The sequence below is a fragment of the Gracilimonas sp. BCB1 genome, assembly GCF_040117685.2.
In the GTDB taxonomy this organism is placed as follows: domain Bacteria; phylum Bacteroidota; class Rhodothermia; order Balneolales; family Balneolaceae; genus Gracilimonas.
Genome location: NZ_JBEDYP020000014.1, coordinates 153,988 through 171,735 on the forward strand (window position 1 = coordinate 153,988; position 17,748 = coordinate 171,735).

Annotated in this window: 16 protein-coding genes; 8 read left to right on the forward strand and 8 right to left on the reverse strand. The window is 43.3% G+C overall.

Features of this window, described 5'->3' with window-relative positions; genetic code table 11:
- Positions 1 to 90 precede the first annotated feature (90 nt).
- Positions 91 to 354, forward strand: a complete 264-nt coding sequence (locus ABFW99_RS11460) for a cupin domain-containing protein (RefSeq protein WP_349354233.1) — start codon at positions 91 to 93, stop codon at positions 352 to 354.
- A 1-nt stretch (position 355) separates the two neighbouring features.
- Here ABFW99_RS11460 and ABFW99_RS11465 read toward each other — a convergent pair whose 3' ends face one another.
- Positions 356 to 1,660: an adenylate/guanylate cyclase domain-containing protein gene (locus ABFW99_RS11465; RefSeq protein WP_349354155.1), complete on the reverse strand. Its 1,305-nt coding sequence runs from the start codon at positions 1,658 to 1,660 to the stop codon at positions 356 to 358.
- A gap of 124 nt (positions 1,661 to 1,784) precedes the next feature.
- On the opposite strand from ABFW99_RS11465, the gene ABFW99_RS11470 reads away from it, so the two are divergent.
- The 4 genes from ABFW99_RS11470 to clpB all read left to right on the forward strand — a co-directional run bounded on the left by ABFW99_RS11470 (position 1,785) and on the right by clpB (position 8,682).
- Positions 1,785 to 3,143, forward strand: coding sequence for a class II 3-deoxy-7-phosphoheptulonate synthase (locus ABFW99_RS11470; RefSeq protein WP_349354156.1), 1,359 nt, complete (start codon positions 1,785 to 1,787; stop codon positions 3,141 to 3,143).
- Between the two features lie 355 nt (positions 3,144 to 3,498).
- A complete protein-coding gene (locus ABFW99_RS11475; RefSeq protein WP_349354157.1) occupies positions 3,499 to 3,927 on the forward strand; it encodes an Hsp20/alpha crystallin family protein in 429 nt (142 codons plus the stop codon).
- A gap of 162 nt (positions 3,928 to 4,089) precedes the next feature.
- On the forward strand, positions 4,090 to 5,577 hold the full coding sequence (locus tag ABFW99_RS11480) for a Do family serine endopeptidase (RefSeq protein ID WP_349354158.1): 1,488 nt from the start codon (positions 4,090 to 4,092) through the stop codon (positions 5,575 to 5,577).
- 531 nt (positions 5,578 to 6,108) lie between these two features.
- Positions 6,109 to 8,682: an ATP-dependent chaperone ClpB gene (gene clpB / locus ABFW99_RS11485; protein WP_349354159.1), complete on the forward strand. Its 2,574-nt coding sequence runs from the start codon at positions 6,109 to 6,111 to the stop codon at positions 8,680 to 8,682.
- A 155-nt stretch (positions 8,683 to 8,837) separates the two neighbouring features.
- Here clpB and ABFW99_RS11490 read toward each other — a convergent pair whose 3' ends face one another.
- From ABFW99_RS11490 to ABFW99_RS11520, 7 genes are all read right to left on the reverse strand, one after another.
- Positions 8,838 to 9,260 (reverse strand): VOC family protein, encoded by a 423-nt coding sequence (locus ABFW99_RS11490; protein WP_349354160.1) that lies wholly within the window; start codon positions 9,258 to 9,260, stop codon positions 8,838 to 8,840.
- Between the two features lie 99 nt (positions 9,261 to 9,359).
- Positions 9,360 to 9,710: a VOC family protein gene (locus tag ABFW99_RS11495; protein ID WP_349354161.1), complete on the reverse strand. Its 351-nt coding sequence runs from the start codon at positions 9,708 to 9,710 to the stop codon at positions 9,360 to 9,362.
- Between the two features lie 15 nt (positions 9,711 to 9,725).
- Positions 9,726 to 10,181, reverse strand: a complete 456-nt coding sequence (locus ABFW99_RS11500; protein ID WP_349354162.1) for a DUF1801 domain-containing protein — start codon at positions 10,179 to 10,181, stop codon at positions 9,726 to 9,728.
- A 20-nt stretch (positions 10,182 to 10,201) separates the two neighbouring features.
- On the reverse strand, positions 10,202 to 10,762 hold the full coding sequence (locus ABFW99_RS11505; RefSeq protein WP_349354163.1) for a DUF4199 domain-containing protein: 561 nt from the start codon (positions 10,760 to 10,762) through the stop codon (positions 10,202 to 10,204).
- 119 nt (positions 10,763 to 10,881) lie between these two features.
- Entirely contained in the window at positions 10,882 to 11,307 is a 426-nt protein-coding gene (locus ABFW99_RS11510; protein ID WP_349354164.1) for a response regulator transcription factor, read from the reverse strand.
- Positions 11,308 to 11,323: 16 nt separating this feature from the next.
- A complete protein-coding gene (locus ABFW99_RS11515) occupies positions 11,324 to 12,424 on the reverse strand; it encodes an aminopeptidase (RefSeq protein WP_349354165.1) in 1,101 nt (366 codons plus the stop codon).
- Between the two features lie 269 nt (positions 12,425 to 12,693).
- A complete protein-coding gene (locus ABFW99_RS11520; RefSeq protein WP_349354166.1) occupies positions 12,694 to 13,314 on the reverse strand; it encodes an ABC transporter ATP-binding protein in 621 nt (206 codons plus the stop codon).
- Between the two features lie 139 nt (positions 13,315 to 13,453).
- On the opposite strand from ABFW99_RS11520, the gene ABFW99_RS11525 reads away from it, so the two are divergent.
- From ABFW99_RS11525 to ABFW99_RS11535, 3 genes are all read left to right on the forward strand, one after another.
- A complete protein-coding gene (locus tag ABFW99_RS11525) occupies positions 13,454 to 15,109 on the forward strand; it encodes a hypothetical protein (protein WP_349354167.1) in 1,656 nt (551 codons plus the stop codon).
- A 14-nt stretch (positions 15,110 to 15,123) separates the two neighbouring features.
- On the forward strand, positions 15,124 to 16,674 hold the full coding sequence (locus ABFW99_RS11530; protein ID WP_349354168.1) for an acyl-CoA carboxylase subunit beta: 1,551 nt from the start codon (positions 15,124 to 15,126) through the stop codon (positions 16,672 to 16,674).
- A 162-nt stretch (positions 16,675 to 16,836) separates the two neighbouring features.
- Positions 16,837 to 17,706, forward strand: coding sequence for a hypothetical protein (locus ABFW99_RS11535; protein ID WP_349354169.1), 870 nt, complete (start codon positions 16,837 to 16,839; stop codon positions 17,704 to 17,706).
- Positions 17,707 to 17,748: the final 42 nt, after the last annotated feature.

Genomic DNA, 17,748 nt, shown 5'->3' on the forward strand with positions numbered 1-17,748 from the left:
AAGTGCATATGAAAGAAACAAAAACTACTACCCACCAATCTCACTCCTGAAAAAGCATCCGAACTGTTAGAAAAGACGGAACAGGAATTCATCAGGTTATTTGAACACGGTAGCCTTGAAGTAGAGTACTATAAACCCGATAAAGTTGACAAGCAAAAACCCCACGATCGGGACGAAATTTATGTTGTGATATCCGGTTCCGGAATTTTTGTAAATGGGGATCAGAGACATGCTTTTGAAACCGGTCAGGTTTTATTTGTACCGGCCGGTGTCGTTCACCGGTTTGAAGATTTCACCAAAGACTTTGCCACATGGGTGTTTTTCTATGGTCCTGAAGGAGGAGAAAAAGGATAACTTATTCTTCTTTTTCTTCTCCGGAAGTTCGAATCAGGCTGTTGTACTCCCTGATAAATAAACGGTTCGGAAAAATCCCTTCATCATCTTCAGATAATTCGGGTTTTATTCTTTTTACAAAATACATCTGAAGGTTGCCGATGTACTTGGTTTCAATTTCACCTCTTGATTCACACTCAAAGAAATCCTTAACCCGCTCGTAAGTTGACTCGGAGATATTAATGGCATTTCCCATAGAGTGTTCTTCCAGCCTGGCTGCAATGTTTACCGTTTCTCCCCAAATGTCGTAGGCAAAGCGGGTTTTCCCAATTACTCCAACTACTACCTTTCCGGTATGTATGCCCATTCGAACGGGTAGGTATGGAGTACCTGAGTTATTCTTTTCTCCAAAAGTTTGAACAAAATCCCTGATTTTAAGAGCTGTAAGAATAGTGTCAATAGGGTGTGAGTGGTTACGCTCTGGGATTCCCCCTGCAGCCATATAGCTGTCGCCGATGGTTTTAATCTTAATAAGATTATGCTGACGGGTGAATTCGTCAAACCGGTCGAAATAGAATGAGAGGCTTTCGATGAGTTTCTCCGGGCTTAGTTCAGGAACTACTTTCGTGAACCCTTCAAAATCTGTGAACATGATAGTGGTATCGTGGTAGCGCTCGGGAGTTACGGTTCCATATGCCAGCAGGTTTTCCGCAATTTTTTCCGGGAAAATATTATGAATCAGTTCTTCATGCTCGTTTTTGGTAAGCTCGAGTTCTTTGTTAGCGGCATTTAATCCACTTTGCATTTTGCTCAGCTGATTATTCTGAGCAAGCGTATTCTTATAAGTGGAGATCAACAGATTAACCAGGTAGGAATAATCCGCTTTGATTTCATATTCTTTGCCTTCAATTTCCACCTTCACGGTATCGTCTTCCTGAACCGGAGGGGGTGGGTTCAGCATCAATTCATCGATCTTGCTGTACAGGGTTTCATCATCAAATGGCTTGGTGAGGTAATTATCGGCACCTGCTTCAATTCCTTTCATGATGTGTTCGGTGGTAACCATTGAAGTAACCAAAATGACCGGAATCTTATTGAGGCGTGTATCTTTCTTTATATGCTCACAAAGTTCAAACCCGTTCATAATAGGCATGTCCACATCACTGAGGATGAGGTCAGGGTATTCCGTTCGTGTTAATTCCAGAGCGTCTTCACCATTCTGAGCGGTTAAAACCTCGTACCCCTTTTGAATTAATTTATGCCTTGTAAGTGTTACCAATGCCGGGTGGTCATCAACCACCAGAATCCGCGGTTTTGTTTCTAACATGATCTGACTTTAAAAATTCTCCGGTAATATATTCGATTAGGTAAAACAATGTGCATGAGAATTTTTTAAGCATTAACCCCAAAAAACCGATAGTTTACCTGTTCATTCATCAATAATTGTACCTATGCAAGAAGTAGCACATAAGAATTGGTCACCAACATCGTGGAAAGAGAAACCGGTAAAGCAGCTTCCGGAGTATCCTGATCAGGGCCGATTGGATCAAAGTTTCGAAACCCTGAAATCTCTGCCCCCGCTTGTCACTTCCTGGGAGATTGAAGCATTGAAAGATAAACTGGCCAATGTTGCAGCCGGAAAAGCATTTTTGTTACAGGGGGGAGACTGCGCTGAAAGTTTTGATGCTACCAAAGCCCCCAAGATCGTGAATATGGTGAAAGTGCTGCTTCAAACCAGCTTTATATTGATCCATGAGATGGGGGTACCGGTATTAAGAGTTGGCCGTATTGCCGGACAGTATGCCAAGCCTCGCTCCAATGATTTTGAAACGGTGAATGGGGAAGAAATTCACAATTATCGCGGAGACCTTATTAATGGATATGAGTCTGAATCCGGCATTCGTATGCCTGATCCACAGCGATTGCTGGAAGGATATCACAAAGCCGGTCTGACCCTGAATTTCCTCCGGGCTCTGGCTGACGAAGGTTTTGCTGATCTCCATCACCCCGAGCAATGGGAACTCGATTTTATGCAGAACAATGAGTACTACGCTGAGTACGAAGATATGGTGAACTCTATCACCAAGGCGGTACGCTTTGTGGAATCAATTGCCCCGGATACGTTTTCAACCCTGCAAAAAGTAGATTTCTATACTTCACACGAAGCATTGAACCTGTATTACGATTCAGCCCAAACACGACCTGTTCCCCGTAAGAAAGGATACTTTAACCTGAGTGCACATATGGTGTGGCTGGGCAACCGAACCCGTGATTTGGATGGGGCTCATGTTGAGTATTTCAAAGGAATCAATAATCCTGTGGGTATTAAAGTGGGCCCGCCGTACGAAATTGATGAGACGATGAGGTTAATCGAAACCCTGAATCCAAATCATGAGGCAGGTAAAATTGTGCTCATTACCCGTTTCGGAAAAGACATTGTTGAGAAAGAACTTCCCAAACTGATACAAGCCGTTCGTCGGGAAGGCTTCCCGGTTGTTTGGAGTTCGGATCCTATGCACGGAAATACATTCAGCACTGATGGCGGCATTAAGACCCGAAACTTCGACGATATATTAAGTGAGGTTCAGTCATCTTTTGCGATTCACCGGTCGGAGGGGAGTTACCTTGGCGGAGTGCACCTGGAGCTTACCGGTGATAACGTGACCGAATGTGTTGGAGGAGCCAAAGGATTAGGTGAAAAGGAATTGCAGCGTAATTATGAGACTTTCTGTGATCCGCGCCTCAATTATGAACAGAGCCTTGAAATGGCCTTCCTCGTAGCCCGTGAGTGGAAAAAGAGTTATTCTTAGAGGTGTTAGGGGCAAGGTTTTAGGTGTTAGGTTTTAGTTAGTCACTCAGCGAAAGCGAAGAATCTTTCTTTTCTTAATTACCAAGTATTAAGGGCAAAGATCTTTCGCTTCCGCTCAAGATGACCCTAAAACCTAACACCTAATCCCTCCCACACCTCTGTCATTTTTGTCTGAAATCTGTCATTCATGAAACGGCTTCACTGCCAACCTTTCCTTTCCGCTGATGTTGTCTGAAATTTCATCAGTATTCGTTTGCCCGTCTGTCAGTATATCTCTTTGCTGATTCTGTTGGCATATACCTTGCACCAGTAAAAGTGAATTAACAAAAAACTAAAACTTAAATGCGAGGTTAATTATGGCACTTATTAATTATACCCGACCCAATGTTGATCTTCATTCAAAAAGATTCAGTGACATTTTAGATGAGTTTTTCAATGAATCGTTGAACTATCGAAATGATTCGTTCATGCCTTCAGTAGATATTTCTGAAACAGAAAGTCAATTTGACGTTTCGGTATCACTTCCAGGTATGAATAAGGAAGATATAAACGTTGATCTTAATAACGGCCACCTTACAATTAGCGGTGAGCGTAAACTCGAGAATGAAGAGAACGGTAAAAACTATCACAGGGTAGAATCAAGTTATGGCTCGTTCAGCCGTTCTTTCCAACTGCCCGACAGCATTGATGAAGAAAGCATTACCGCTAAATATGAGAATGGTATTCTGAATATTACCATTGCCAAAAGCGAAGAAAAAGTTAAGAAGCAGATCAAGATTTCATAAATCTGATCCATTAGGTTAAGGGAGCCGAAGTCCCTTGAATGGGGCTTCGGTTTCTTATTTATCTCTGCTGAATTGTAAAGGTTTGTGGAAGTACACAATTTTAAAAACGTGCTGCGTTGTTAATACCGCAATCCATTAATAACAATTAAATCAGAAATACATATGAGTACCACAGTTAAGAATATATTTGGGGTGGCTGCAGCAGTTGTTGTACTGTTAGGCTTCAATCTTGCCATCGATAATGAATCGGTAACGCTATCGGACTCTGCGGCTATTGATAAGGTAGAGTCGGCCGAAAATAAGCCGGTTGCTTCACTCAAAGATTTTAATGACGCCATTGTTGATATCGCGGAAAACACAAACCCCTCTGTTGTAACCATTACCACCAAACGAGTGGAAGAAGTCAGGGTTATCAATCCTTTCTCCCAGTTTTTTGGAAATCCCCGGGGTGATGGAGAAACCCGGGAGCGTGTGCAGCGTGGGTTAGGATCAGGAGTGATTGTGTCGGAAGAAGGATACATACTCACAAACAATCACGTAATTGAACAAGCAGATGAAATTCAGGTACGATTGTTTGATGGAAACCAGGTAGATGCCGAATTGATTGGTACAGACCCTCAGACCGATATCGCTGTTCTGAGAATAGATGTAGATAACCCGCCTGCCGTTCAAATTGGAAATAGTGATGAATTGAAAGTGGGTTCATTTGTGCTGGCGATTGGAAGCCCACTTAGCGAGAATTTAGCTCACACGGTGTCTTTTGGAATTGTGTCAGCCAAAGGCCGGAACATTGGGTTGATCCAAAACAGGCAGGAGCAATGGGTTGGTTATGAAGATTTTATTCAGACTGATGCTGCCATTAATCCGGGTAACTCAGGCGGTGCCCTCATTGATATTAGCGGTGAATTAGTAGGAATTAATTCAGCAATTGCATCCCGGTCCGGTGGAAATGATGGAATTGGATTCACTATTCCTATCAACCTTGCTAAACGAATTATGAACGACCTGATAGATGACGGTGAAGTTTCCAGGGGATATCTGGGAATGTACATGGCCGGAGAAGTAGATCAGACCATGGCACGTGGATTGGGACTCGGGGACATCCGTGGAATTATGGTAGGTCGTGTTGAAGAAGATGGCCCTGCGGATAAAGCCGGTTTGCAGGAAAAAGACATCATCGTATCATTGAACGGAGAAAAGGTAAAAGACTGGGCTAGTTTCCGAACACGAATTGCTGCGTTCAAACCCGGTGATGAAATTGCCTTGGGTATTATCCGTAACGAAGCTAATATGACACTTGAAGTTACGCTGGGTATTCGTCCTCAGGAACAAACAGCTTCTGTTACCCCTCAAAATAAAGAAGAGATGGATGAGCGACTTGGATTTACGGTACGGGAGCTTACATCGGAAATTCGAAGTCAGCTCAATATTGAAAACGAAACCAAAGGAGTTGTTGTTCTGGAAGTGAGAGAAGGAAGTAATGCCTATGAAAGAGGACTCAGATCTCAGGATATTATTACCGAAGTAGGAAGAACTTCTATTGATTCAGCATCAGATTTTTACGAACAGCTTGAAGAAATAGAAAGCGATGTTGTTTTGTTGACTGTAAAAAGGAATGATCTGGAACAATACATCGCTTTTGAGATATAAAGAAAATCGAAGCATGGATTTTTGTACCCCGAAAACCCAAATCTTGATCCCTGATACGGATCAGGGTTTTTTCCCGATTCTGGAACTAAACCAGAGTCAGTTGTTGTTATCCATTTACTAAAAATTACACGGATACTTTATAAACATTTTGTATCTTAAGGCATAAGATTTTAGTAAAGAATTTGTACCCCGAAAAACCCAAACCCTGAACTCTGATACAGTTCAGGGTTTTTTATTTTAAGCAATTTCAGGGGGATAGCACCTACTTCAATAGAATATGAGCTTCCATTAAGTACAGGTTAATTTGGAATAATTCTGCGCACAGGATTCTTCTATTAAATTAGATTCTAATTTTTCACTCCTACTTATCACACTCTTAGCGCATCTCCCCGGAATAAACAGGTTCATCTTAAACTGAATCCAAGTCACCACTTTACAACTTTATGTGTTCTGCAATTCTGTCAATAAAACAGGGTAGGCACGGTTTTGGTTTTCACACGGATAGAAAAGGGAAAACAAGGAGATTAAAAAATGAACCTGAACAAATTTACACTAAAAGCGCAGGAGGCTGTTCAAAAAGCAATTGAACTGGCCCAAAGCGGAAATAACCAAGCCGTAGAGCCGGCCCATATTTTAAAAGCATATCTGAGAGATCAGGAGAGTATTGTAAATACGTTATTGAACAAACTGGGGGCAACTCCTGCAGCTATTGAAAAAGTTGTGGATTCTACTCTTGAGAGGCTTCCAAAAGTGCAGGGAGCTTCTGTTTCCGGGCAGTATCTATCCAATACCAGTAAAGAACTATTTGATGTAGCGCAAAAAGAAGGGAATAAACTTGGTGATGAATACATCAGTTCTGAGCACATCCTGATTGGAATGACCGCTATAAAAGGAGAGATCGCAAACCTTCTCAAAGATCAAAGCGTGACCAAAGAAAATATACTGAAAGTACTGAAGGATGTGCGAGGCAATCAAACAGTGGACGACCCTAATGCCGAAAGCCGCTATGGAGCTTTAAAAAAATATGCGCGGGATCTGAATGAGCTGGCCGAAAAGAATAAGCTGGACCCGGTGATTGGACGTGACCAGGAAATCCGGCGTGTGATGCAAATTCTTACCCGCAGAACAAAGAATAACCCCGTTTTAATTGGTGAACCCGGTGTAGGTAAAACTGCTATTGCCGAGGGAATGGCTTTGAGAATAGTCCGCGGTGATGTCCCTGAAGGACTCAAAACCAAGCGAATTGTAGCCCTCGATATGGGCTCGCTGGTAGCCGGTACCAAATTCCGTGGCGAGTTTGAAGAACGGCTCAAAGCGGTAGTTAAAAATGTATCTGATTCTGACGGGGAGATCATTCTATTTATTGATGAGATCCATACTTTGGTTGGAGCCGGTGCTACAGAGGGAGCCATGGATGCCGCCAATATTCTGAAACCGGCGCTGGCCCGGGGAGAGCTCCATGCCATCGGAGCCACTACACTTGATGAGTACCGAAAATATATTGAGAAAGACAAAGCGCTTGAACGCCGACTGCAAACTGTGTTGGTGGGTGAACCCTCTGTAGAGGACACCGTTTCGATTCTCCGCGGATTGCAGGAACGATATGAAGTACATCACGGTGTTCGGATAACCGACTCTGCGGTGATAGCTGCCGCAGAGCTTTCACACCGCTACATCGGTGACAGGTTCCTTCCCGATAAAGCCATTGATTTGATTGATGAAGCGGCATCCCGGTTGCGACTTCAGATCGACTCTCTCCCGGAAGAACTGGATGCACTGGAACGACAAATTCGACAGCTGGAAATTGAACGGGAGGCTTTAAAACGTGAAAAAGATCAGTCCAAGATTAAAGGAATTGAAAAAGAGCTGGCTGATTTGGAAGAAGATCGAAAATCGATGCGGGTGCAATGGGAGCAAGAGCGCGAACTTATACAAAAGGTACGGGAGCTGAAGCAAGCCATCGAAACTGCCCGAAATGAAGCGGATAAAGCTGAGCGACAAGGCAATTACGAAAAGGTAGCCGAATTGCGTTACGGTACCATTAACCAGCTTGAAAATGACCTGCAGGAATCCCAACAGAAACTGGATGACATGCAGGAGAATCAGTCATTGCTGAAAGAGGAAGTGGATGCAGAAGACATTGCGGACATTGTGGCTCGCTGGACCGGTATCCCGGTTCGGAAAATGCTCCAAAGTGAGCGCAAAAAATTACTGCTTCTCGAAGAAGAACTGCATAAACGTGTGATTGGGCAGGATAAGGCGATTGAAGCTGTCTCAAATGCTGTACGCCGTTCCCGGGCCGGATTGCAGGATGAACAGAAGCCCATCGGCTCGTTCTTTTTTCTGGGATCAACCGGAGTGGGTAAAACAGAGCTCGCCCGTTCGCTGGCAGATTTCCTCTTCAATGACGAAAATGCCATGATCCGAATTGATATGAGCGAGTACATGGAGAAGCACAGTGTAAGCCGTTTGGTGGGAGCGCCTCCGGGATATGTCGGATATGATGAAGGCGGTCAGCTTACCGAAGCTGCAAGGCGCCATCCGTATTCGGTGATTCTTTTGGACGAAATTGAAAAAGCACACCCGGATGTATTCAACATCCTGTTACAGGTGCTGGATGAAGGCCGCCTGACAGACAATAAAGGCGTTACGGTGGATTTCAAAAATACCATCATCATCATGACCTCGAATATAGGTTCACACCTGATTTCCAATGAGATCGAAAAAACCGGGGGTGATATGAGTGATGAGAAATACGAAGAGCTTCAAAACAAACTGATTGAGCAACTGAAGCAAACTATCCGTCCGGAGTTCTTGAATCGTGTTGATGATACCATTGTGTTTCATCCGCTGGGTCAGGAGCATATTCGCGCCATTGCGGATATTCAGCTTCGAAGAGTTCATGAAATGCTCGCCAAGAGCGAAGTCACTCTGGATGTTTCTGATAACGTCAAAGACTGGCTGGCTGCCCGCGGGTACGATCCGGTGTATGGCGCACGTCCGTTGAAGCGGGTGATTCAGCAGAATATAACCAATAAGCTGGCTACGAAGTTAATAAGCCGTGAAGAAGAAGGGCCGGTTTCATTACGAAGCCACCATCAATAAAACAAAAGACGGAATTGACTTTGCTGAAGTTTTGGATGATGTAGAAGCCTGGGCGGAAGAGGATTAGTAATTCAAAATTTAAAGTGTAGAATTAAAAATTGGGTGGATATATAAAGCCCAACCCAATTTTTAATTTTTGAATTCTCAATTTCAGCTTAGCTGGACAGGTTCGTTTCACCCTTAATTTTATCGTACTCTTCATCATTTGGTTCCCACAGTTCGATTTTATAGCCGTTGGGATCCATTATCCAGCCAAACTTCCCGTATTCAAAGACTTCCATTTCACCGACAATTTCCACTCCTTCTTCCTCAAGTACCTTCAGCAACTCTTCCAGGTTCTCTACCCTGTAGTTGACCATCGTATCTTTCTTGCTGGGATCGGTGTATTCTGTGTTTTCATCAAACATGCTCCAGGCGGTGTAGCCTTTTTTATCCGGGTTTTCGGCATGTCGCCACTCGAAGGTACCTCCATACTTTCCGCTTTCAATTCCCAAATGATCCCGGTACCAATCCCTTGTTGCTTTGGGATCTTTCGCTTTCAAAAATACGCCGCCAATTCCGGTTACTCGCTTTTTCATAATGTTTGTTTTTAGTTGTTAGCTATAAGACGTCTGCTTTCAGTTTTTTGTCTCTTTAAAAACTGAAAGCTGATCGCAGATGGCTGAAAGCCTTTTCAATTAATCGTTATGCTGATCGAACAAAATCTGGTTGCCGTCCGGGTCTTCAATACAAAAGTGGCAAGGACCTTTTTTCTCATGTATAGAATCTGATTCCATCAGAAATGTTACATCTTTATTTTTTAAGTCTTTATAGACACTTCGTGCATCCGTCGGATTAAAAGTGATGATGTTTTCCTCAAACATATCCTGAAACAAGCCGATCAGGGAATGTCCTTTTTTCATGATAATCCAGTTGTTCTCTATGGGGCCGGTGCCTTCAACCGGTTCAAACCCCAGTTTTTCATAAAATGTTTTGGATGCGTGTATGTCTTTAACAGCCAGTGAAAGAGAGTGGTTGTTCGGGTTCATAATTATGTGATTTAGTTAACCTTTAATGTTCTTTTCGTAAAGCTCGATCCACTCTTGAGGGGTCATCTTTCCGGCCAGTTCCCCGATCAATTCATAAGGGATGTGGTCGGGATTTCGGAACCGGATACAGCTTTTGCCCATATCCAACTTGGTCTTTACGTATTTGGGATATTCGTTGGCGAACCATTCCATCAACTCATCATTTGCATAAACTCCGGAGTGATATACTGCAATGTGATTCTTTTGGGAAGCAATGTTAATAAATGGTAGTGGTAACTCGGGCGTTACGTGATATCCATCGGGATAGAGAGAATGCGGAACCACATACCCTATCATGTTGTAAATCATCACCTCTTTAAAACCCTCTGGCAGATTTTCTTTTATGACTGCCCGCAATTTTTTGATGGGCTCCTTTCGGTCTTCGGGTACTTTTTGGATGTATTCTTCGGGATTGTGGGCTTCAATTTTCATAAATAAAAATGGTTTGGATGTTAAGTGGCGGACGCTTCCGGGTTGATATTTTCCTCAGATGGCATAAAGGTGCTTTTTCTTAATAATGCAGCACTAATCACCGAAATGATAAGACCGACAGGTAAAATTTCTGTTAGTGTGATGAACATTCGTGAGATGGGGTTTTCATACATTTCGGTATAATATTGCATCTGTTCTTCCATTTCAGAAATCTCTGATGGGGAAGCTCCTTCGGCTTTCATGCTTTCAATTACCGAGGTTGAATAGGTTTCCATGAAATTCAAATCGGTTGCTGCAAGATACACTTCCCAGGTTCCAACATAGATAGCACCTGCAACCAAAGAGATGTAAAGTCCGATCAAAAAAGCTTTCCCGAACTTGATGACGCCCCCAAGGTATTGATCCCGGTATTGCTTCACGCCTACAAATATCAGGGAAAGGGCAATGATCATAACCAGGTAGCCAATCCACTGGGTGTTAGAGTGCATCATCTCTTCGCCACCCAGGTTGGTGAGCAGGATGCCCGTCATGATGTTGATGAACCCGGCAATAATTCCAAAAGTAAATACGATTTGTTTCATGTGCTCCTTACGGTTACTTGTTAAGCTCCCACAAGTAAGGAAATCTGCCAGAGGAATGCATCACCCGAAAGTATGATTTTGCCAAAATCGTGCTTAAAGGTGGTTAGAAAAGAGAATTTTTAAGGGATGAGCTTTAACGACCGGGCTTTTTTAACAGCCATGCTTCGTCGGCTGACTTCCAGTTTTTGATATACACTGGAAAGATGTGTTTTCACGGTATTGATAGAAATAAAAAGCTTGTTGGCTATTTCCTGATTGGAGTGACCTTTCCCGAGGTGTTCGAGAACATCCAGCTCGCGATCGCTAATCCCCAGCGATTTCCGGGCCTTTTCGTTTCGTTTGAAGGGAGTATTTTCAGAATCTTGTGACGATCTCGCTGTGAGTTTTTTACCCAGCCAGATACCCAAAACAGTAAAAAGTATTGCAACAGCAACGATATAAACCGGGGTTGATATGATTTGTATCGTGTAGAAGTGCTCGATTAATTCTACGACCAACACACCGATAGCTAGTATAGCCCCATAAATAAATACTGTTTTCTTCATCCTACAACCTGATCCGTTATAGCAGTTCTTCGGGGTTCAAACCTTTAAGGTCGTCTGCCACAAACTTCCGTCCTTTGCGCACAAGCTCTCCGTCCAGGTACACATCGGCGCCGATACAAACGAGATCCCAGTGGATGTTACTGGAGTTACCGTTAGGGGCCACTTCGTAATCTTTTCCGAGAGTAAGGTGGTTAGACCCGTAAATTTTTTCATCAAACAGGATGTCGTACATCGGGCTTTCGATGACCGGGTTCAAACCAAAGCTGAATTCCCCAAATCGCCGGGCTCCCTCATCGGTATCCAGGATGTCTTTAAGGGCTTCGTTGTTGGAAGAATCAAAGCCTGTAACCACACCATCTTTCACTTCCAGTTTTACGAATTCGAAAGGTTTGCCCTGATAGACGGATGGAGCATAGGAAATCACGCCATTCACTGAATCCAGAACGGGCGAAGTAAAGAGCTCTCCATCAGGAATATTCCGCTTACCAAAGCAGGGCACCCAGTTCTGTTCTTTTACAGAGAATTTGATGTCGGTGCCTTCTCCTTTCAGGTGAATTTCATCGGTAGCTCGCAGTCGTTTTTCCAGCGGTTTCATCGCCTCTTCCAGCTGCGCGTAGTCAACCAGGCAGGCATCGTAATAAAAATCAGCGAAGGCCCGGGTAGGCATTTTAGCGTTCATAGCGAAGGCCGCTGATGGATAGCGCATAATGCACCAGTTGGTATTGTTGACGCGTTCATCAAAGTGAACCGGCTTCAGGAAATGCTCGGAATAGGCCTTGTTTGCTTCTTTACTGGCTTGCGAATTTTCATAGATGTTTTGCGAAGCACGGATTCCGATAAAAGCATCCATTTGTTTCATCAGTGGAAGCTGATCTACAGAAGCCTGATTCTTCCAAAATTCTTCATCTCCGTTTTCAATTAAAATGCGTTGCGTATCGGCATCCTCGATCTTAATAAACGGATGTGCTCCTTTTTGGCGAATTTGTTCAACCAATGCCCGGAGCAGGTCGATACCATTTAAGCCGATAAGCTGAACCATCACATTGTGCCCTTTCTGAACTTCGGTACTGTGTTCAAGAATCAGGGTTGCTAGTTTCTGATCATTTTCTGAGATCATATTGCAGAATTGAATTTGGAATGATGAATATTCGAATTTCAAGCAAAGTTAAGAGAAATCGGAGACAGTTGAGAGTTAAGAAGTTATAAGAATGGGGTGGGGGATGAGTGAAGAGTGAGAGTTGATAAAGTGATGAGTAGTGAGTAAGTATGTATGTATAATGTTGATTGAAATTAAGTAATTGAATGAGTGTGATACGTTCTCGTGCCTTAAAATCACTCTATCATCCTATCACCCTATCACCCTATCACTTTATCACCTCTCACTCCTCACTCCTCACTAACATTCAGGACGGTATCGCAGAGGGAAATTTCGTCGGGATCGTTGGAGGCGAGGAAGACCAGGGTGCCGGCCTCAGCCGCTTCTTTGACTATTTCAGAAACCAGCGTATGACCTTTTTCGTCAAGATTAGAGCCGGGTTCATCCAGCATTAAAATCTGAGGCTCACGAACAAGAGAGGCGGCCAGTTTAGCCCGTTGCTGCTGACCGGTTGAAAGGCTTCCATAGAGTTGATCACATAAATGAGGAATCTGGACCTTCTCAAGTAAGGCTGAAAGTTGACCTCCTTGTGCAGTTCTGCCTCCGGCTTCCACTAAAAAGCGCAGGTTTTCTTCAACCGAAAGCTCTGAGTACAAATTAATATAGGGAGCTGCATAACCCATGTGAGCTTTTACCTGCTTTTGATCCATCACTTCATCATTCTGCTTCCAAATAATGGTTCCTGAGTTAGGGCGTAGAAGATATGACAGGCATTTTACCAATGTTGATTTACCACTGCCATTGGCGCCAGCGATACCCAGAACTCCTCCTTTGTGCTCAAAACTGAGGTCAGAGAAAATGGTGTGCCGGTTAAATTTTTTGGTAAGTTTATCTACCTGAAGTGAAATCATGCCCCAAAGGTAGCAAGTTTGAGATTAATAAGAATATGCTTTCGGTTCTTAAAATTTGAAAACTATAACAGAATATCTAAATCCTTAATTGTATTGCGAGCCGGCAGGCTTTATTTTCAGTGAAATACTAAAACGACTTATGCATCAGGCAGTAGAAGAAATCATCGATCGGCTTATCGGAGTTGTTAAATCCGACAAGCCCTATTATACCCTGAAAGATTGTCTTTCAGCGGGGTTTCCTTCCTTTATTGTTGAACGAATTCGTATTGAGATCAACGAAAAGTTGAAGATGGAATTCATACTGGAGGATACCGAATGGGCGAACACTGATCAGCAGCTGGTAAAAGATGCCTGGAAAGAATTTCAGCAAGCATTATTTGCGAATTCACGCATTCCCAAAGATAAGTTCTATGTGGTTACCAGCCGGGTAATGACCGAGATTGTAAAGGTATATCTGGAGCCCCGTCAGCATATGGCTGAATATATTTATAAAGGAGAAGAGGAACTTGATTATAAGGAACTGGTACACCGAACCGATAAGCTGACTATCTATAAGCACTTTGGTAAAGCTATCCCGCTTTATATGAAAAAACGAAAGCTGGAAACATTGGAGAAGAAGCGTTGTAAGCTGCTTATCCACAATCTGGATGCAAATTTGGTAGCTTCCTACACGGCCAAAGAATGGGCTCAGGTACTCGAGCTATTGTTTACCCTGTTTGGCGGGAAAATCGATTCAAAGCTGATCCAATTGTTTTTTGAGGACAAAGGGCTGTATTTAACGGCCAAAGCATTTAATGAGCTTGATGAGCAGATTACCAAAGAGCGTTTTGTAGAAATACTTTCCTATCCTGACTTATTGGATGTGAAACTGCAGGAGAAATTCAGAGATCAGTTCCGGGAAGAGTTGATCGCCCAGAAAAATCGCTTTGATGATCCTGACGAAGAGGAGATGGAAGAAATTGATGAGAAGGAACAACGTCTGCTTGATAGCTTCTTCGGGGATTATAGCGGAGAGGGGCCTCAAATGACAGACGAAGAGTCTTTTAATGCGTTGTTTAAATCGGAACAGGAAGATAAATCCATCTTTGAAGAGTTTGAAGAGGTTCCGGATGCTGAAAAGATATCAGAATCTTTAAAAAGCGGAGACCAAACCGATGAAATAAAAAAATTCCGCGAAAATCTGGTAACAGTACTCGATCAGGCAGCTCACTCATTTAAAAACCTGACCGAAGAAGAACAGGAAGAGGAAAAAAAGAAATCAAAAAAGAAGAAAAAGAAAGCCTCCAAAAAAGAAGCGGAACCCGATGAGCCGGCCCCTGAAGAAGATGATGAAGTGCTGAGTGAGTTAGTAGCGGAAGACGATATCGAAGATTCCATTATTGATGATGAGGCAGAAGACAATGATGAGCAGCCGATGTGGCAGCAGTTTATACGACCAGATCAAATGGATATGTTGATGGGCAGTAAGGGTTCGGATGGCGATGATATGCTCATTGATGAAGACACTCTGGTTGATGATCTTGTGGACGAGGAAGGTGAAGAAGATGACACAATACCGACCCTGAAGGATTTTTTGATTAATAATGAGGGCTTTTTTGTAGAAGAAATTTTCAAAGGTTCAGATAAGAAGTACAGGAAGGCTCTAGGAAAAATTGAGGAACTCGGCAGTTGGGATGACGCTACTGCATTCATAGAAAAGAAAGTATTTACTTCCAACACAGTTGACATGACATCTGAAGTAGCCATCGATTTTACCGATCGGCTGCAAACTTATTTTGACGAATATAAATCTTAATCAATACGTTAATTATGGCATCCAATCCAAAAGTAGAACGACTACAAAAACTGCGGGAAGAAGCACTTAAAGGCGGAGGTGAAGCCCGAATCGAGAAGCAACACGATAAAGGCAAACTAACTGCTCGCGAGCGAATTGATCTGTTGGTTGATAAAGGTTCGTTCGAGGAGATTGACAAGTTTGTGACTCACCGAAGTTCAGCTTTCGGGTTGGATAAGAAAAAGATTTTAGGTGATGGAGTTGTAACCGGCCATGCTAAAATACACGGGCGTCCGGTTTATATCTTCAGTCAGGATTTCACCGTTTTTGGTGGTTCACTGTCCGAAACCCATGCGGAGAAAATCTGCAAGATTATGGACCTTGCCATGAAGAACGGCGTGCCTATCATAGGACTTAATGACTCCGGTGGAGCCCGCATCCAGGAAGGGGTATCCTCGCTGGGCGGTTATGCGGAGGTATTCTGGAGAAACAGCATGGCTTCTGGCGTTGTTCCTCAAATATCAGCAGTGATGGGACCTTGTGCCGGTGGTGCTGTGTACAGTCCGGCGCTTACCGACTTCATTTTTATGGTTGAAAACTCCAGCTACATGTTTGTTACCGGGCCCAATGTGGTGAAAACGGTAACGCACGAAGAGGTTACTTCAGAAGAATTGGGAGGCGCTTCAACGCACAGCACTAAATCGGGAGTTTCCCATTTTTCCAGCCCGAATGATGCAGTTTGCCTGAACGACATCCGGGAGTTGATGAAATACGTTCCTCAGAATTGTGAGGAAAAAGTACCTATGATCGAATCTAAAGAACCGGATTCGGCTAAAGCCAAAGCACTCGAAGATCTGGTGCCGCTGAACCCGAATAAACCATATGACATCCATGATGTGATTGATGGAATTATGGACAAAGATTCCTTCTTTGAAGTTCACAAAGATTATGCGGATAACATCGTGGTCGGTTTTGCCCGACTTGGTGGCCGAAGCGTTGGTGTGGTTGCCAATCAACCGCTTTCTCTGGCCGGTGTGCTGGACATTGATGCTTCACTGAAAGGAGCCCGTTTTGTACGCTTCTGTGATGCTTTCAATATCCCGCTGGTTGTATTCGAAGATGTGCCCGGCTTCCTTCCCGGAACCGATCAGGAGTGGAATGGAATTATCAAGCATGGTGCCAAGCTGCTGTATGCATTTTGCGAAGCTACGGTTCCCAAGATGACCGTAATCACCCGTAAGGCATACGGAGGCGCTTATGATGTGATGAACTCCAAGCATATCCGTGCCGATTACAATGTAGCGTGGCCCACAGCCGAGATTGCGGTAATGGGAACCAAAGGGGCGGTAGAGATTATCTTCCGCAAAGAAATAGCTAAAGCGGATGATCCGGAAGCCAAGCAGAAAGAACTGGAAGATCAGTATAGCGAGAACTTTGCTCATCCATACAAGGCTGCAGAACGTGGTTATGTGGATGATGTGATTCTTCCTTCAGAGACCCGGGAAAAACTGATTAAGGCACTCGAAGTATCTCATAACAAAGTGGATTCCGTACCGAAGAAAAAGCACGACAATCTGCCGTTGTAATATTTGGTTCTTTCTATATGCCCGATTTTTGTCCTCAATCATCTGATTGGGGACATTTTTTTACGCTTTCCAAATAAGTGTTTTTTGAGCTACATTCAGGATGGATAGCTTAAACGGATATCCGTATATCTGAGAGAAATAATCGTTAAGGGTGCATTAATTATGAAAAATCCATTCCTGTTAATTTGTATTCTGATTGCCATTCTGCTGGGTTCTTGTGCGAAATGGAAAAGTAAAGAAAGAGTTACGGCTCCTGTTTGGAGTGATGATAATTCTGAAATAGCCTACATCCTTAACAAGTACGAATACAAAAGAAATTACCCCACCGGTGGTGATGTGAAGAATGAAAAATACTCTATTTACCTGACGGATCGGGAATTGGATGGGAGTTTTGAAGTTTCGGAGATCTTAAATGGCAATGCGGAAGATTTGTTTTATATGAAAGAGGCCGGGTACCTGATCTCAGGAAGTTTTTCCGAAGAATACCACCTGACAAATGCCGAAACCGGTGAATTGCTACACACGTTTTCACCGTCCGATTCAAAGATTTGTGGGAATAAACTTGGAAACTTTCAGTCGATAAATGTAATACCTTCTTTTGATGGTAGCGTATTGGCCGTACTCGAAACCCGTTCAGACTGTACCATTGATATTTCTTTTTGGGGAGAACAAAACGGTCAGTGGAGGTCACAAACCACTTTTGATGTGTCTGGGAATGATTTTGACGGAGCAGCCTGGATTGACTCAGACCGGTTATTGTTGAGTGCGTGTGAAGAGTTTTGTTCAGAAAAGTATTATCTAGTTCATGTTTCCGATGGTGTGAGTGAAATCAACCGAACAGACAATTTTGCTGACCCATGTCTGTTTGTACCTACCACAAGCAGCTGGGTCGACAGTACCGGTCAAGCCATTTTTGTGGATGAAAACCGGGAACTGGCAACAGCCTCCATCTGGGATGATGAAGAGCTAATCAATTCCTATCCCGATTTCAATGAAGAATACTACCGGCCCGGCTGCAATGATTTTGAATGATAAATCTGACAGATTTTTTAGTGAAAGGGTACATTTTATAAG

What these genes read in the sequence shown, in the direction of transcription:
- ABFW99_RS11470 (WP_349354156.1), top strand. Translation starts at nt 1,785, where the DNA reads ATGCAAGAAGTAGCACATAAGAATTGGTCACCAACATCGTGGAAAGAG.
- ABFW99_RS11525 (WP_349354167.1), top strand. Translation starts at nt 13,454, where the DNA reads ATGCATCAGGCAGTAGAAGAAATCATCGATCGGCTTATCGGAGTTGTT.
- ABFW99_RS11495 (WP_349354161.1), bottom strand. Translation starts at nt 9,710, where the DNA reads ATGAACCCGAACAACCACTCTCTTTCACTGGCTGTTAAAGACATACAC.
- ABFW99_RS11465 (WP_349354155.1), bottom strand. Translation starts at nt 1,660, where the DNA reads ATGTTAGAAACAAAACCGCGGATTCTGGTGGTTGATGACCACCCGGCA.
- ABFW99_RS11480 (WP_349354158.1), top strand. Translation starts at nt 4,090, where the DNA reads ATGAGTACCACAGTTAAGAATATATTTGGGGTGGCTGCAGCAGTTGTT.
- ABFW99_RS11535 (WP_349354169.1), top strand. Translation starts at nt 16,837, where the DNA reads ATGAAAAATCCATTCCTGTTAATTTGTATTCTGATTGCCATTCTGCTG.
- ABFW99_RS11520 (WP_349354166.1), bottom strand. Translation starts at nt 13,314, where the DNA reads ATGATTTCACTTCAGGTAGATAAACTTACCAAAAAATTTAACCGGCAC.
- clpB (WP_349354159.1), top strand. Translation starts at nt 6,109, where the DNA reads ATGAACCTGAACAAATTTACACTAAAAGCGCAGGAGGCTGTTCAAAAA.
- ABFW99_RS11510 (WP_349354164.1), bottom strand. Translation starts at nt 11,307, where the DNA reads ATGAAGAAAACAGTATTTATTTATGGGGCTATACTAGCTATCGGTGTG.
- ABFW99_RS11490 (WP_349354160.1), bottom strand. Translation starts at nt 9,260, where the DNA reads ATGAAAAAGCGAGTAACCGGAATTGGCGGCGTATTTTTGAAAGCGAAA.
- ABFW99_RS11515 (WP_349354165.1), bottom strand. Translation starts at nt 12,424, where the DNA reads ATGATCTCAGAAAATGATCAGAAACTAGCAACCCTGATTCTTGAACAC.
- ABFW99_RS11475 (WP_349354157.1), top strand. Translation starts at nt 3,499, where the DNA reads ATGGCACTTATTAATTATACCCGACCCAATGTTGATCTTCATTCAAAA.
- ABFW99_RS11500 (WP_349354162.1), bottom strand. Translation starts at nt 10,181, where the DNA reads ATGAAAATTGAAGCCCACAATCCCGAAGAATACATCCAAAAAGTACCC.
- ABFW99_RS11505 (WP_349354163.1), bottom strand. Translation starts at nt 10,762, where the DNA reads ATGAAACAAATCGTATTTACTTTTGGAATTATTGCCGGGTTCATCAAC.
- ABFW99_RS11530 (WP_349354168.1), top strand. Translation starts at nt 15,124, where the DNA reads ATGGCATCCAATCCAAAAGTAGAACGACTACAAAAACTGCGGGAAGAA.